The following is a 14,902-nucleotide window of genomic DNA, read 5'->3' as shown; positions in this document are numbered from 1 at the left end:
GAACCCCAGTTATCTACCACACTCCATATTCTATGCATGCCGTACCCTTCAGGGGATCTATACGCATTGTGAAGAAGGTTCCATCTTCCGAAATCTCATTAAAGTAAAAACTACCGTCCTCCGACATGCTCCAATGAGCCGGGGGATTCGTCTTCATCCACCAATAGAATCTCTCCGTTTCACGACCCGGTTCAAACTTAATATCTATCCGATCAATATAGTCCAAAGTGAACGACTTTTTTCCATAGGTGCGATCTATAACCTCGTACGCTGGCAATCCTACACCTACCTTGTATGAGATCTCCATACGGCTCCCATACGGCTTATTGACGATATCTGATACAAACGAGCAAACATATATTAAGCTAATAAGAGAGATAGGGGATAACAGCGCATAAGAACACCTTCTCCAACTCGCCCACCGCCATTTCCGCTCAATCCACACGTACAAAGGCGGACAACATACCCATGAGACCCAAGTAGCCAACCAAAGGCAAAAAGACTTAAATGTCCATCGCTCCGGCCTTGCCCAAAATAGAAGGATTATGAAAGCCAGTAACCCACCACCCCAAACTATCACACTAACTAATAAAAAAAACATCATAACGCCTCAAATTAAGAACTACTATTTTACCTTATTCATACTCCTTCTTTATAATTATCATAATCTCGTATCCAATCCAATTCTTTTGCACTCGAAGGTTCTGTATAAAATAGATCTATAACACTTACATTTCTATTTAGGGCAGCTATCCCTTATAATTAAATCACATGGTCATATAAAGTTCCATTTCTTTCCTATGGAGTTGTTGTTCGCATTGCCAACATGATACATTCCCCAACAAGTGCTATTTCCGCTAGTAAATAATGTCGAGTATTGTTCCACATCACACTATGTCCTGCAATTTCCGCCGTACGTAAGAAATTATTACGTACTCTCACGTCATTGAAATATGTTGCTGCCCCCACAGCGAATGCTGTTCCGGATGGACTGAGGTTGAACAGTACCGGGCCTGCATCAATGTCAAATCCCAACCAACACGAATAATCATGATATTCCCGTATACCAGACAATAAACCTGATTGCAAAAAATGGGATTTGAGCCTATGATATTGCTCTCTTGCAAATACTGAATCTATCTGCGTGAGGTATAGACAGTTTAATGCGGAGTACGAGCCTTTCACCGGGGCGGCTTTAAACGGTATGCCATCCTCACTCAAAAATGAGACAAGTAGGCCTGTTTCTTTGTCAAGCCATTCAGATTTAGCCTTTCGTACCCATTTACGTACCGTAGAAATATATTTTCCCTTGTTTAATTTCGAGTAATTATTCAGTGCGACAATCGCAACAAGCATATCAGGGACATATATACATTCGCTTGGATATGTTGGTAAGTTTAGACTTTTACTTCGAAGAAGCCGACGATTCATAGTTCCGCAAAGATCATCAAACAAGTTATTATATTTATCATTTCCTCCGGCCATCTTATACTCGCTTATCATCCACGCAAGATGACTGATATATGAAATATGACTCCTGTCACCATCCAATGTTTCCAGAGGATCCTCGCCCCAACGCTCAGCATCATATTTTCTCAACTCAAAGGAAAGTACCATCTCAATAAGATTATCTATGTTCTCTAGATTCTCTGTTTTTGTTTCGGGATAAAGTTTCGACATATTGAATAAGGCTGCCGCCAGCATTGAACAAGAATACAACGCCCACTCACCTTGAAATTGCGTTCCAATTCCTTCTGGCATTTCACACAACAACGCACGTGGTGAAGTTACTACACGATCGATCAGGAAATCCCGACGTTGAATGAGTTCCCCCTTCTCATCCTCCCATGTACCATTATCAGTACACGACCAGTAAACCCATAATATTTTGACCAATATAAATGCAACCATCACCACTGCGATTTTAATTGATTTGTGTATCAAATCAATATTGTCTCGTATAATATCTACATATTTCTCAGGCTCAACCGTTTCACGCTTGGGTTGCAAGCACGAACAGGGCAAACTAATCTTATTTTGCCATTCATTGTCAAGATAATCCTCAAAACGGATGACGACCTTCAACAGATCATCGGATAAACGTTTCTGGCACTCTTTAATAATGTATTCAGGAATTGGATAAACACAAGCCGCTATTGCGCCAGCTATAGCACCTTGCGTATCAGCGTCACCACCGAGTGACACGGCATTTCTTATCGCATCTTCATAACTATCGGCTTCTAAAAATGCGATGATAGCCTCAGGCACGCTACCTTGGCAAGATACATCAAATTCATATCGGGGCCGAATCTCATTCAATGTACGGTTCATGTTATATTCGAACTGATTGGTAACAAAATCTCTTATGTGTACTTTTAATTCGTCTATTTCCCCAGTCCAATGTAGCGCAATGAATATACTTGCAGCTACAGCCTGCGCTCCCTTTATAGCTTCCGGATGATTGTGTGATACTGCGGCTGTTTGTTTCGCTAAGCGCAAGCATTCATCCAAAGTCTTAGCAACAAGGCCTACCGCACTAACACGCATAGCGGAACCATTCCCCCATGAGTTATAGGGGGTTGGATCATTACATAACCAATTGCAGAAAAGGCCACCGTAGCCAACAGCCGGATAACGGTTGCCAAATTCACACATAGTGTCTACAAGCGTGTATTCTGAGCGGGTGACATCCTCCATTAGCCATCGTGCGATAGCTAATGTCATCACCGTATCGTCTGTAAAACAGGCACCATACGGAAATAACTCGAAGTCTTTGCTCTTGACAGAACGAAACTCATACATCGAACCTATAATATCACCAGCAATCGCTCCATAGATAGTTCTGTAAGTATTTTTCATCATGGCTAACTTCTCTCTATACATAAATTCTTTAACACAAAGATTGCAAAAAACCTCGATTTACCATCGGTAACTTGTTTCATTTTCGACCTACCACCAAGGATCTTGTATGGCGAAAATCATTCCGACTCCAATTATCGAAGTCCCTCCATATCACATATATGCCTTATTCTCTCTAGGATCTATATCCATAAAGAAGTAAATTCCATCATCTAATTCTCATCGAATGGGAAATCACCATCTTCCGATATACTCCAATGAGCCGGGGGATTCGTCTTCATCCTTTGTTGGAACTCTCCGTTTCACTACCCGAATCAAGCCTAATGTCAACCTCATCCGTATCCCCATTTCGGCCATGAGAATTTACAATCTTGTATGCTGCCCCTATCCCTACCTTGCTTGAAAGATCTCTTCGGTTATAGAAAGGCTTATTGACGCACTTACATACCAATGAACAGATATATACTAAGTAAATAAGAGAGATTAGAGATAACAGCGTATCAATCCCTGTCCAGTCTCTATTAATAGCATTGAGATCTATTATCAGGCTATCAAGGTTATGGATGAAGCGATGCGGATCGAGCGTACAGGCATCCACCAAGAAAAGAAAAGAGACTGGGGATAACAGCACAAATAGCGCCCTTCTTAGACTAGCCTGCCGCCACTTCCGCTCAATCCATACGTACAATGGTGGAAAACAACACCACGAGACCAAAGAAGCTAGCCAAAGACAAAAAGACTTAAATGTCCATCGCTCCGGTCTTGCCTTGAATGTAAGGATTATAAAAACCGATAATTCAAAGATTATAAGACTTATACAAACTAACACCATAACACCTCAAATTAAGAACAACTTATTTTAAACCACTGTCAATAACAAAAACTCACATGAAAACAAGTATCCCGCTTGTTTACCTCAATCACAAAGATATCATAAGGGGAGTTTAAATCTCGAAACTCGTATCTGTCCTCGTATTTGACCCATTGAGAACATGGTTTCCCCGTAATATCCTCAAGTCTTTTTTGCAAGGCTCTCTTGTTATCCGCTGATAAAGAATATGTAATGTCAATCCAACAAAGTCTAGGATATTGTGTCTTGCATCTACGTATCTCTCGATAAGGAGGAAATTCAACGCCAGATATTTCCCTTAAGTCAAATCCCGCCAACATATCATCATTCGTACAAGTACGTATCAATACCATAGTACACACTATCGAATAGATGATCAAAAACCTCGTTTTTACCATATTCACAACTTTACCGCTTTCTTTTAATTAGTGTTATTTGCATTCAGGCCGTTTCTTTTGCCCTCTAAGACACGATATAGGACGGATCTATAAATAACCCCTTTATCAGTTATCACCCCTTATTCGCAAGGAATAGGCTCATGTTTCATATCCTCATCGCCAAGCACCACAAGAGAAAACGGGGCTGGTGTCCCCGCCGCCGCCTTCCGCACCCGCTCGCAGCCTCCTCCTTTGGTGCCGCCCCGATCCACGCCATATAAAGCCATTCGTACCCCAAATACCCCCTAAAGATCATCCTTGAATATAGTAGGATTCAATTCAACCGGGGATCTCCACTCTATTCGATAGTCCTCCCATAAAAAACGTCTCATCACTTGCCAATACTCGAAACATGAGACCGGAGTGCGAGCCAACCAATCAAAATCAGACTACTATATATATCAAATAGATAATCACCATTATCCAAGAGGCAGTTACCTATCATCTGAAACATAATCGTTTCGCATAGCTTCCTCAAATTCTCTCACACTACTATACTCTCCATCTTTCACTAAACTCTCTATATATCCCTTTTTCCATTGTTCACCAGAACAATTAAAAACGCAATACAAGAGAAAGATAAAGACGCCCCATACAAGAAAAAAGTTCTTGTCATCTTTGCGCTCATTATTGCTCATTCGTTTTTATTTATATTTTGTTTTATTAAGAATAAATGTATAATATAACCCATCATACAATAGACTATAAATTCAGTATAATCATATCCAGCTAAAGGATATATTGCGTTGAGATAAGTTTCATTCGTACGGTAAACAATTGTTGCTCCATTATTAGGATCTGTCCCTGCATATATCTTTTTTTCTTGAAAATCAACAATTTTTTTTGTGAAAGGCCAAATAACCTCACATGAATATATTGATATGGGATCATAATAATTAAGCCTATCACTATAGGTAGATAAAGAAAGGAATAAGTAGTTTGCAACGTACCAAATTACTAAAAACTTAGCTTTATTATAAGACTTTATCACGATTAGAATCGTTGGTAATATTGATAATATTAAAAAATAAATTCCAATATCCCTCCAAATTCTTCGCCAAACGAAATTTGCTTCAAATCTATATTGAGGAATACCTATTTCAACTGAGTAGTATTCATTACCATAAGTAGTTTTTTCATACTTAAAATTACCTTCACCTGGAACTTGGCTTAGTCCATAATAATGCCAATTTGCTAAAGATAAACTATCTAGTACATTTCCTTCCGATCTATAACCTGTAGGCTTACCTCCTTTTTCCTGTAATTGTTTTTCATAATACTCCCAGCAAGATTGATAAATCTCACTCGGAGATAAATTATCTATGACTTTACGGTGCTTTATTGAGTAACCATACATTTGTATTTCGGGCAAATACTCTTGATCCATATAGGACTCTTCTTTATAATAATTTTTTAAATACGTTATATCACCTACGTCATATGATTTTTGCATCAATTGAATAGGATAAGTAGCTGTAGTTATTTCATAAACAAAAAAACTAAATCCTCTTGTGTCTATAGATTCAAACATCTTTTTCATACGATATTCTTTTTCACTCATATCGAACCCTTTATATTTAATAAAAGGAGTATAGAAGGTTCTAGATGGTAAATCAAACACATAAGAATAGAATTTATCTTTCTCTTCTTGGGCTTTTATATACACAAATAACATTACCCCTATCCAAAGAAGGAATAAGCAAACCAAATAACACTTAAAATTAATCCACTTCATTTTACATTTAAGTTTATCTATTTTCCTCGCTCCCTCTTAGGAAAAAATTAACAACAAAAAGCGTGGGAACTATAGCTTATCTGTCATCGAGGTATCGCCAAACACCATGCCACAAACAAACCATAGCCCACGCCTATAACGGCGCAGGCGTCTAGTTGTCTATCCTCGTGGCACGTTGAAATTGGCGATTTCCGATGACAAGGATATGCTAAACGCTTCTACGTTATTTTCAATACACCGCAAATGTATTACATATAAAACAAAGGGCAAAGAAAATCGCAGAAAATCTTATTTAAAGCTACTCACAAAACATTTCAAGAAAACACATGAGGAATATAGGGGCGGGGTTATATAGCCTAAAACGGGCTTAAAAACGCCTTATACGCCAACATGCACTATCGTATAGCTGTTTGCCGAAAAGTACGAGATTGGTAACTTGGTTGATAGTGATCGCATTAAAAATGAGAGAGGCGAAAAATACCACCTTCTCGGAAATATCCCCCACCTCTCTAAATTTATTTGATATCCCCCCCAATAAAGGGTTATTTTCTAAAACAATACATTGAGCTTATTTACAGATCAACCGTTCTATCTTATCCTTAAGCGGAAATAGATCTGTTTGAATGGTTCCCCACACAATCTCATCCCGAATCTGATAATACCCATGCACCAACACATGACGCATGCCTATGACCTCATTCCATGCGATCTCTTGATGTTCCTCCCGAAATTCCTTTGTAATCAAATAAGCAGCCTCCCCCACAATCTCCAAATTCTTGATGACCGCAAAACGCAATATCTTGTTCCTGGAATACTCCTCAAAAGTCACATCTGTCGTGAACTCAATGACATTATTTATCGCCTCCAGCATATGCCGTAGACGTGTATCGTCTTTAGGCTTCTCTCTCATATACCAATATTTTATCCCGATCTACAGAAGAAACGGCGAAATCCTTCAATTGTCCTTCCTCCACCAAGTCAACCTTACGATGCAGCAATTGGCTTAGAGCTTCCACCATACCCGCATACTTGAATAATGTAATACGAGCGTGGGAGTCAAAACGAACCAGAATATCAATATCGCTATCCTTCGTCTCCTCTCCACGTGAACAGGAACCAAACACCCACGCTTTCTCTATTGGCTGCAAAGAGAAAAAGCCTCTTAGCTTATTAATTATCTGTTGTTTCATCTTTTAGTGATTACCTCACGCAAATATAACGAACATTTTCTAAATTCCGTTTTATCGTGATTCTTTTTTGGAAAATCGTTTACAGAACAATATCCTCTAAAACCAAAAGAAGTGAGAGATACCACCTCCCCGGAAATATCCCCCACCTCTCTAAATTTATTTGACAGATCCCCGACAAGGGTATTATTTCCTACATTTTATTAGGAAAAAACTAAGCCTAGATACGTTGTAAGCCTCAAATATGGGCAAAACAATGATATTTAATCAAATCTCTTTAACTTCAAAAATGACCTGAATTTCACATCAAATTCTTCTATCTCTGGGCCAACGTCTTTTCCTTGAGAAGAGAAACAACACCTCTTGATCTTTCCTATAATAGACTTGTAGGCTCTTTGCGTCAATTTTCCATCACGCACACGAGCCTTCAATCTAGACCTCAACGGATCAAATCCATTACGATTAACAGAATCACGTAAGGAACTATTTAGCAAACTTCTTACTCCATCTATCTTATCAAGCGGTAAAGACTCTTTACTCACCTTGACTTTGGAATAACAAGATAAGAACCGATCCAGCAAATCATTCCAAAAGCTAGGATCATATAACATTGACGCAGTAACCGATCTCCCAAAGCACCTCCTAACTTTCTTTATCCGAAACTCGCATCGAGCTATATTCTTATTATTACTCCCCTGTTCCTTTCCTTTATCGTAAAACGAAAGTTCTTTCTCTGCTGTTTGAAACGTAATTCCTGTAGGATATGAAAGACGCCTAAAATAAGGTAAATCTAACATCCGATTGAAATATTCTATTGGAGACCGCTGTAACTCCAAATCCATTGCTGAATCCATTCTAGTCACAATGACCTTATCCATAGGGATGTTTAAATCCTCTCCTATCCTCCCAATGGCTTTCCGTACGTCCTCTAAAGGGAAATCGTGCATGTTGGTACCGTAGTAATATTTACATAAGCTACAAGCATTGATTTTTAGAGTATGAGTATTTACATACACATTATACCCCTTATATTTCCCACGTACATAAGGGAGGCCATCATTACCAATACAATCACTTCTATTCATCAAATATGGCGACACTTCCGCTAACAAATCTATTTCTGGAACATCTTTCTGATTAAGAACAAAGTCAACCGTATCATATAACATATGACCATGTACCATATCATGCAACATACTACTATATTCAGTACATGAATCATGTCCTTTCTCACACCTTGATAGATTGACATAGATTTTAGAAGCTATCTCATCTTTCATACTCTCCCCCTTCCTTTTTTATTCATTACAACATGATTAATGGCGGCTTGCTCTATCTCTTCTACCGAATCAACACGATTTCGTTTAAGCCACTCCTCAATCTCCGAGCGATCAAAATAGACTTGCTTTCCAGATGGTTTGTAATGAGGTATCTGATGACTATATGTAAGCTTGTATATATGACTCTTACTTAAGCCAGTAAGAGTTGCTACATCATCAACAGTTAGTACTGTCTTTGTCGCAAGTAGAGTATTACACTCTATTCTTTTTAAGATATTTTTAATCGAATCCATTTTTTTTGTTTTTAATTATCATATCTTAATGCTGAATGTAGGTAGATTCAGCATATTCACATATTGTCAATATGTACCTACTCAGTATTGACACAACAAAGATCATATTAAAAAACAACTAAAAAGGGTGATAATAAAAAGTATCACCCAAAATCACCTACTATCACCTAAAGAGTGTCACTTCTCTTTTAACCAACATGCAAATTTTTTTTCTATATTTTCAATATCATCTTCCTTACTGACAGCAGTAGTTAAGCTTCTATAGTTCAAAAACTTATCACCATATAAAAATATTTCACTTGCCTTTTTCCACCTATTTCGCTCTGACTTCCAAAACACATCTATAAGAACATGCAATTCCTTCAATGAAGCTAACCATTCAATATAAAAGTGCTCAGGCACATTATCGATATTCCCCAATAAATAAAGAAACGTATCTAAACTTGTATTACTATTAATATAATTTTCCTCTTTCAAATGAAGCCAGATAGCTTTTAATTTATCATCGTCATATTTTTTCGTAAACCGACTTTTGCAATTTTCCAAATATCTATCAATCTTCCCCGAAATTAAATCATTAAAATACCGCATGTTTTCTACTATATCTAAATCTAATTTTTTATCGGTTGAATCATCCCATCTGGCAGCCCCCGTTGTAGCATATCTTTCTTCTCTTTCTTTTATATAATCAGTATCAAATGCTATTTTTAATCGTGTGCTTGTTACTTCCATCACTTCCACGATTGCTTTCTTCAATAATAGAGCTCTTTTATATAACAAAGTATTAGTATTCATTCCTCTAACCTTTCTACAAGAGATATCATATTGATATAACAAATCATCAAGAATAAGAGAAATGTATATCCATCTATCTTTTGATGTCATACCAGATAACAAGATAATAGTTTCTAATTTTCGACCTTCACTATAAATACTTCTCTCTAATTTATTTAGTGTTATTAACTCATTAATAGGATCACCAGATAATGAGTTATTCATGCTTATAATATTTTCAAATGGTCTTTCTTGTATACCCATATCGTATGATTAGTTTAAGATACTTATTATTCTATTTACTAAGGATCAATCAAATACGCCGTCTTGCTTATGAACAGCAGCCTTTTTATTTGCGTCAATAACTTTTGCATAAATTTGAGTTGTACTAATCTTAGTATGTCCTAATAGCTTACTAACTGTCTCTATCGGTACACCCAAACTAAGATTCAACGTTGCTGCAGTATGCCGAGCTACGTGGAAAGTGACATTCTTTGTTATACCAGCCAAGGTACACCAATGTTTTAGTTTCCGGTTTGAATTATCATTTTTAGGCAATTTAAAGATTTTCTCATCACCAGAGCCAATTCTTTCCGGTAGCCATTTCAAAGCTTCTTTACTTATAGGAAAGTCCTCACAACGTTTCGTCTTAGTCACACGAATCCGAAGGATAATGGCACCTTCATTATCTTCATACAAATCATTCCAGACCAACTTCTTCACATCACTGTAACGAAGCCCAACTAAACAGCAAAAGATAAAAGCGCATTTCAACATATCATCTTCACATGGTGTATTCATCAACCTCTTTATTTCCTCAATTGTTAAAAATTCCCTTTGCCCATCCTCCGGCTTAGGTTTATCCGTGTTATCTATCTTATCAAGAGGATTAATCGCCATTATATCAGCTTGCATCGCTTTACGAATTACCCAAGCAAATTTTTTGTATAGATTATGTTGAGTATTCTGTGAAAGAACTTCATATTTTGATTTCTTTTCACTATTCTCATAGTTAAAATTCATTGCAGTACGAAGATAAGCAATGAACCCTTTAACAAACTCTGTATTTACCTTTGTAAAGGTAATTTTATCACCAGCATAAGCCTCTAAATGCTTAGCAAGTGAATGAAGCGTATAATAATAACTTCGCTTGTTACCCGATTTTGCTAGTTGTTCATCTGCCAAGTGTAAGACAAATTGAATAAGATTCATCTTTGATCTGGTAGTATTTGTTTTAAAGCCATGTTCGTTATTTTGCAACTCTACGATCCGTTTAGCCTTGATCGCATTAGCTAACTCTAACGTTTTACGGTTCGCTTCCTTATCTGCTTTTGATTTTTCCGGAATAAGATAGAGTTTGAGAAACTCGTACACACGATCACCGTCTTTGTATAGATCCAGGTAGATCGATTCATTCCCGTTAGCCAGTTTCTTTGTACGAATACGTACCGGCTCTTTAACTTTGACTTGCTTTGCCATATCGTTACTTTATTTGTTACCCACCGTAAAGATAAGTAACATTTCCGTTCACGGGTAACAAACGAGTAACAAAAGTAACAAAAAAAAGAGCTAAACAAAGGAAAACACGTTGTTCCTATTTAGCTCTTATATTACTTATAAAACACTAATATTTAGTATTTTATTTAACTTTTGCTTTACTCTTATTTTCTTTGATTTTTCGGATAGGTCTTTCAAAACCGGTCATCCCCATGGTTTTGTAATATTTCTTTTGGCAAAGATACATATAATTTCGAATTTAGCAAAGACCCATAACTGATTCCTTCCGATTAGGATTATTTTAATGTAAACGAAGCTGTTTTCACCTCTTTACTATTTCCACCGATCATTACCTGAAACTCACCCGGCTCAGCGACATAATCTAAGGTTGAATCGTAGAATTTCAACATATCCACATCAATATCAAAGGTTACTTTCTTGCTTTCTCCCGCTTTTAACGCAACTCGCTTGAATCCTTTCAATTCTTGGACCGGAGGGGTTATGCTGCGTACGATATCACGCAAATAAAGCTGTACGATTTCCTCTCCATCCTGAGCCCCGGTATTGGTAACAATCACGGATGCTTGAATTTTTCCATTTGCATCTATAGAATTCGTATTCAAAGATACATCGCCATACGTATAAGTCGTATAACTCAAACCGTAACCAAATGGATAAAGAGGCTCATTCAACACATCTATATAATTGGAGACATAACGAGTGTACCAAGCATCGGGAGACATAGGACGTCCTGTCATCTTATGATTGTAATAGATCGGACATTGGCCTGTTACACGAGGAAAAGACATGGTTAACTTCCCCGTCGGAGAAACCTTTCCGGTCAAGACATCGGCAATAGCCGCTCCTGCTTCCGTACCACCGAACCATACGTTCAAGATCGCATTCACCTGCTTTTCCTCGGATTGTAATGCCAAAGGTCTTCCGGTAAAAAGTACCATTACGATCGGCTTTCCTGTCTTTTGGATAGCATCCAGTAATTTTTTCTGCGTTTGCGGCATTTCAAGGATGGCTCTACTAGCGCCTTCTCCACTCATATCTATCGATTCACCCAAAGCAGCGATAATCACATCAGCGCCTTCCGCCACTTTTAGGGCCTCGGCGATTAATTGTTCATCGCTTCTATCATCCCGGGTTGAACGATTTTGATCCGTAAAGTTTGCTTCATAGACGGAATCATCGACTAGATTGCTGCCTTTTGCAAAAACAACCTCTACTCCATTTCCCAAAGATTCCTGTAAATCCTCTACCAATCCATGATAAGATTTAGTCTGCTCATCATATTTCCACGATCCAGCCATATTCGCCTTGCTATCCGCTAAAGGACCGACCACAGCGACCTTACGACATCCTTTAAGTGGAAGCAGATTATTATCATTTTTAAGTAACACGAAAGACTCCGCCGCAATACGACGGGCCGCAGATACGTTATTTACCGACAAGAACTCTTTGGCGGCTCTTTTCGGATTACAATATTTATATGGATCATGGAACAATCCCAATTGGTATTTTGCGATTAGTATTCTCCGGCAAGCAGAGTCAATCTTAGCCTCTGTTATTTTCCCTTCTTCCAATGATTTCTTTAATACGGCATGATAACAGTCCGCTATCATATCCATATCGACACCCGCCTTTAGCGCCTTGACTCCGACTTCCTGACTATTACCTATTCCATGGTTTACCATCTCCGCTATTGCCGTAAAATCAGACACGACAAAGCCGTTAAATCCCCATTGTTTACGCAACACGTCATTAAGAAGCCAAGTATTTCCGGTCGCGGGGATACTTTCAAATTCGTTGAATGAAGTCATGATACTTCCTACTCCTGCTTCTACAGCAGCCTGATAAGGACGCATGTAATAATTCATGGCAGTCACACGGCTCATATCTACCGTATTATAATCCCGACCAGCCTCGGCCGCTCCATAAAGCGCATAATGCTTTACACATGCCATAAGAGTCGTATCAGCCGATAAATCATTGCCTTGATAACCACGCACCCATGCTTGAGCCATTATACCTCCAAGAAACGGATCCTCGCCCGCTCCTTCCTTTACTCGTCCCCACCGGGCATCATGAGATATATCGACCATCGGGCTATATGTCCAACAGATACCATCAGCACCAACTTCCTTTGCGGAAATTCGAGCGACCTCTTCTATATTCTCCGGTTTCCAACTACACGAAAGACCTAGAGGAATGGGAAAAACAGTTTTATAACCATTACAAATATCAGCGCCAACAATTATAGGAATCCCCAACCGACTTTCTTTAACCGCGACTTCTTGTAACTGCCGGATCGCATCGACACCGAATATATTAAATATACCACCAACCTCTCCTCGTACAATACGACTGGCTATCTCACTCTTTTTAGGATTTGGCATTACGTTTCCATAACTAGGAAGATTCAATTGGCCAATTTTCTCATCAACGGTCATTCGACTCATCAGACCATTTATAAATTCATCCGCACTTTTCTGTTCAATCTCAGCTCTTGTGATTCTCTCACTTTTTTCTCTCGCTATCGAACAAACAGGCACTATACATGCCATTGAAATAAATAAAACTGAACTTTTAAGGAATTTCATAACTTAGCTTTTTTACTTCAAAAAAAGCCCGAATAACAGAAAACAGCAATAAACTCACTACTTCAAAGATACGATATGCTATAGAACACGCTTTCCTAGACTACGCTTTTACTACGTTTACCATCAATAATAAACTAGTAATAAATAAATTGCGCAATCGATTTTAGAATCTACTCCGCAAGTCTCCAGAAAAGATATCTGGAGTTCTATTCGATTAGACCGATCTCACGAAACCAATCTTCAGCCCGATCCGGCCATTCATTTACAGACGCTCCCGTATCTCGTAACCCGTATCCATGGCCACCTTGACTATATAAATGCATCCATGCCGGAACACCAGCTTCCTTTAAGGCATAATAATAGAAAATACTACTGTTAATATAAGATTTATCATCTTCCGCTTGAATTAACATGGTTGGAGGTGTGGCAGATGAAACCTTTAACTCTGGTGCCAATTGGAAGTTCTCTCCATCTAAATAAGCAGGATAAACCAATAAACAATAATCCGGACGACAACTTACTTTATCCGTAGCATCAATAGCCGGATAAGTACGTTTCAAAAAATTATTGCTAACCATGGCAGCCAAATGGCCACCAGCCGAGAATCCCATCACACCGATCCGCTTTGGATCTATATTCAAGTTCTCAGCGTTCGCTCGAACATAACCAATCGCACGCTGTACATCTTGCAAAGGAGCTTCGTGTTTTTCCAGTCCTTCTCGTCTTGGAACCCGGTATTTAAGTAAGACCGCAGTTATTCCAAGATTATTAAGCCATTCACAGACTTCATCACCTTCCAAATCATAAGCTAAAATATTGTAACCACCACCGGGACAGACAATCATAGCGGCACCCGAGGCCACTTCATCCGGAGCATGATATATAGTAATCGTTGGCTCACTTACATTCGTAATACGCAAAACACTCTCACCACCGGTTTTTCCACCGTCCGTATCAGCTTTCTCTATTAATTTAATAGTTTCTCCCGGCGCCCCTTTTGGGAATAATAAAATCGGATTTTCTTGTGCCATAGACGTATTGATTAAACAAACCCCAATCAATAAAGGGAATATCCACTTCTTAACCATACAACACATTATTAAGTTATAGAGAGCGAATATATACATCTTATTTTATTTATCCAATCAGAATCGAATAAATAAAAACAGAAAAAGGAGTCACCCCTTACGGACTGACTCCTCTCTCTTCCGGCTTTCGCCTTTCTCAAGACGGCGGCTACCTACTCTTCCACTGTTACGCAGTACCATCGGCGTGACGAGGCTTAACTTCTCTGTTCGGAATGGGAAGAGGTGGATCCCTCGTGCTATAGCCACCTTAATATCATTATCAAGATTTTGACCGGACATCAATCCGAAGAGAC

General features: G+C 38.5%; 14 protein-coding genes and 1 rRNA gene. All 15 read right to left on the bottom strand.

The genetic code is table 11. The features are described from left to right. Positions 1 to 13: 13 nt before the first annotated feature. Entirely contained in the window at positions 14 to 604 is a 591-nt protein-coding gene (locus tag HMPREF0999_RS14595) for a hypothetical protein (RefSeq protein ID WP_009276242.1), read from the bottom strand. Positions 605 to 798: 194 nt separating this feature from the next. Then, positions 799 to 2,883, bottom strand: coding sequence for an ADP-ribosylglycohydrolase family protein (locus tag HMPREF0999_RS14590; protein ID WP_005859348.1), 2,085 nt, complete (start codon positions 2,881 to 2,883; stop codon positions 799 to 801). Positions 2,884 to 3,136: 253 nt separating this feature from the next. Next, the gene (locus HMPREF0999_RS23255; protein WP_009276241.1) at positions 3,137 to 3,691 is read right to left on the bottom strand and encodes a hypothetical protein; all 555 of its coding nucleotides are present in this window, start codon (positions 3,689 to 3,691) and stop codon (positions 3,137 to 3,139) included. 535 nt (positions 3,692 to 4,226) lie between these two features. Beyond that, positions 4,227 to 4,373: a hypothetical protein gene (locus HMPREF0999_RS22755; protein WP_010184789.1), complete on the bottom strand. Its 147-nt coding sequence runs from the start codon at positions 4,371 to 4,373 to the stop codon at positions 4,227 to 4,229. A 207-nt stretch (positions 4,374 to 4,580) separates the two neighbouring features. Further along, entirely contained in the window at positions 4,581 to 4,784 is a 204-nt protein-coding gene (locus HMPREF0999_RS14575) for a hypothetical protein (protein ID WP_009276239.1), read from the bottom strand. Then, the gene (locus HMPREF0999_RS14570) at positions 4,781 to 5,707 is read right to left on the bottom strand and encodes a hypothetical protein (protein WP_232306312.1); all 927 of its coding nucleotides are present in this window, start codon (positions 5,705 to 5,707) and stop codon (positions 4,781 to 4,783) included. The genes HMPREF0999_RS14575 and HMPREF0999_RS14570 overlap by 4 nt, the downstream gene beginning before the upstream one ends. A 742-nt stretch (positions 5,708 to 6,449) precedes the next feature. Beyond that, entirely contained in the window at positions 6,450 to 6,791 is a 342-nt protein-coding gene (locus HMPREF0999_RS14565; RefSeq protein WP_009276237.1) for a DUF86 domain-containing protein, read from the bottom strand. Next, complete coding sequence (locus tag HMPREF0999_RS14560; RefSeq protein ID WP_005865085.1) at positions 6,775 to 7,071, bottom strand: nucleotidyltransferase family protein; 297 nt, start codon at positions 7,069 to 7,071, stop codon at positions 6,775 to 6,777. Before HMPREF0999_RS14560 ends, HMPREF0999_RS14565 begins: the two co-directional genes overlap by 17 nt. Before the next feature lie 260 nt (positions 7,072 to 7,331). After that, on the bottom strand, positions 7,332 to 8,348 hold the full coding sequence (locus HMPREF0999_RS14555; RefSeq protein WP_009276236.1) for a hypothetical protein: 1,017 nt from the start codon (positions 8,346 to 8,348) through the stop codon (positions 7,332 to 7,334). Next, positions 8,345 to 8,641, bottom strand: coding sequence for a helix-turn-helix transcriptional regulator (locus tag HMPREF0999_RS14550; RefSeq protein ID WP_009276235.1), 297 nt, complete (start codon positions 8,639 to 8,641; stop codon positions 8,345 to 8,347). Before HMPREF0999_RS14550 ends, HMPREF0999_RS14555 begins: the two co-directional genes overlap by 4 nt. A gap of 177 nt (positions 8,642 to 8,818) precedes the next feature. After that, positions 8,819 to 9,679 carry a hypothetical protein gene (locus tag HMPREF0999_RS14545; protein WP_009276234.1) on the bottom strand — a complete coding sequence of 287 codons (861 nt, stop codon included), beginning with the start codon at positions 9,677 to 9,679 and terminating at the stop codon, positions 8,819 to 8,821. A gap of 45 nt (positions 9,680 to 9,724) precedes the next feature. After that, entirely contained in the window at positions 9,725 to 10,894 is a 1,170-nt protein-coding gene (locus HMPREF0999_RS14540; protein ID WP_009276233.1) for a site-specific integrase, read from the bottom strand. Between the two features lie 314 nt (positions 10,895 to 11,208). Then, a complete protein-coding gene (gene bglX / locus HMPREF0999_RS14535) occupies positions 11,209 to 13,521 on the bottom strand; it encodes a beta-glucosidase BglX (protein ID WP_009276231.1) in 2,313 nt (770 codons plus the stop codon). 206 nt (positions 13,522 to 13,727) lie between these two features. Further along, a complete protein-coding gene (locus HMPREF0999_RS14530) occupies positions 13,728 to 14,609 on the bottom strand; it encodes an alpha/beta hydrolase (RefSeq protein ID WP_005865072.1) in 882 nt (293 codons plus the stop codon). Positions 14,610 to 14,748: 139 nt separating this feature from the next. Beyond that, positions 14,749 to 14,859 (bottom strand): 5S ribosomal RNA (gene rrf / locus HMPREF0999_RS14525). Between the last annotated feature and the right edge of the window lie 43 nt (positions 14,860 to 14,902).

The organism is Parabacteroides sp. D25, assembly GCF_000307475.1.
Taxonomy (GTDB): Bacteria; Bacteroidota; Bacteroidia; order Bacteroidales; family Tannerellaceae; genus Parabacteroides; species Parabacteroides distasonis.
Note: the sequence above shows the minus strand (reverse complement) of the source record. Positions and strands in the feature narration are given on the sequence as shown.

Bases quoted from the DNA above. Each gene is read 5' to 3' on its own strand.
- HMPREF0999_RS14595 (WP_009276242.1), bottom strand. From the start codon at position 604: ATGATGTTTTTTTTATTAGTTAGTGTGATAGTTTGGGGTGGTGGGTTA.
- HMPREF0999_RS14590 (WP_005859348.1), bottom strand. From the start codon at position 2,883: ATGTATAGAGAGAAGTTAGCCATGATGAAAAATACTTACAGAACTATC.
- HMPREF0999_RS23255 (WP_009276241.1), bottom strand. From the start codon at position 3,691: ATGGTGTTAGTTTGTATAAGTCTTATAATCTTTGAATTATCGGTTTTT.
- HMPREF0999_RS22755 (WP_010184789.1), bottom strand. From the start codon at position 4,373: ATGGCTTTATATGGCGTGGATCGGGGCGGCACCAAAGGAGGAGGCTGC.
- HMPREF0999_RS14575 (WP_009276239.1), bottom strand. From the start codon at position 4,784: ATGAGCAATAATGAGCGCAAAGATGACAAGAACTTTTTTCTTGTATGG.
- HMPREF0999_RS14570 (WP_232306312.1), bottom strand. From the start codon at position 5,707: ATGAGTGAAAAAGAATATCGTATGAAAAAGATGTTTGAATCTATAGAC.
- HMPREF0999_RS14565 (WP_009276237.1), bottom strand. From the start codon at position 6,791: ATGAGAGAGAAGCCTAAAGACGATACACGTCTACGGCATATGCTGGAG.
- HMPREF0999_RS14560 (WP_005865085.1), bottom strand. From the start codon at position 7,071: ATGAAACAACAGATAATTAATAAGCTAAGAGGCTTTTTCTCTTTGCAG.
- HMPREF0999_RS14555 (WP_009276236.1), bottom strand. From the start codon at position 8,348: ATGAAAGATGAGATAGCTTCTAAAATCTATGTCAATCTATCAAGGTGT.
- HMPREF0999_RS14550 (WP_009276235.1), bottom strand. From the start codon at position 8,641: ATGGATTCGATTAAAAATATCTTAAAAAGAATAGAGTGTAATACTCTA.
- HMPREF0999_RS14545 (WP_009276234.1), bottom strand. From the start codon at position 9,679: ATGGGTATACAAGAAAGACCATTTGAAAATATTATAAGCATGAATAAC.
- HMPREF0999_RS14540 (WP_009276233.1), bottom strand. From the start codon at position 10,894: ATGGCAAAGCAAGTCAAAGTTAAAGAGCCGGTACGTATTCGTACAAAG.
- bglX (WP_009276231.1), bottom strand. From the start codon at position 13,521: ATGAAATTCCTTAAAAGTTCAGTTTTATTTATTTCAATGGCATGTATA.
- HMPREF0999_RS14530 (WP_005865072.1), bottom strand. From the start codon at position 14,609: ATGGTTAAGAAGTGGATATTCCCTTTATTGATTGGGGTTTGTTTAATC.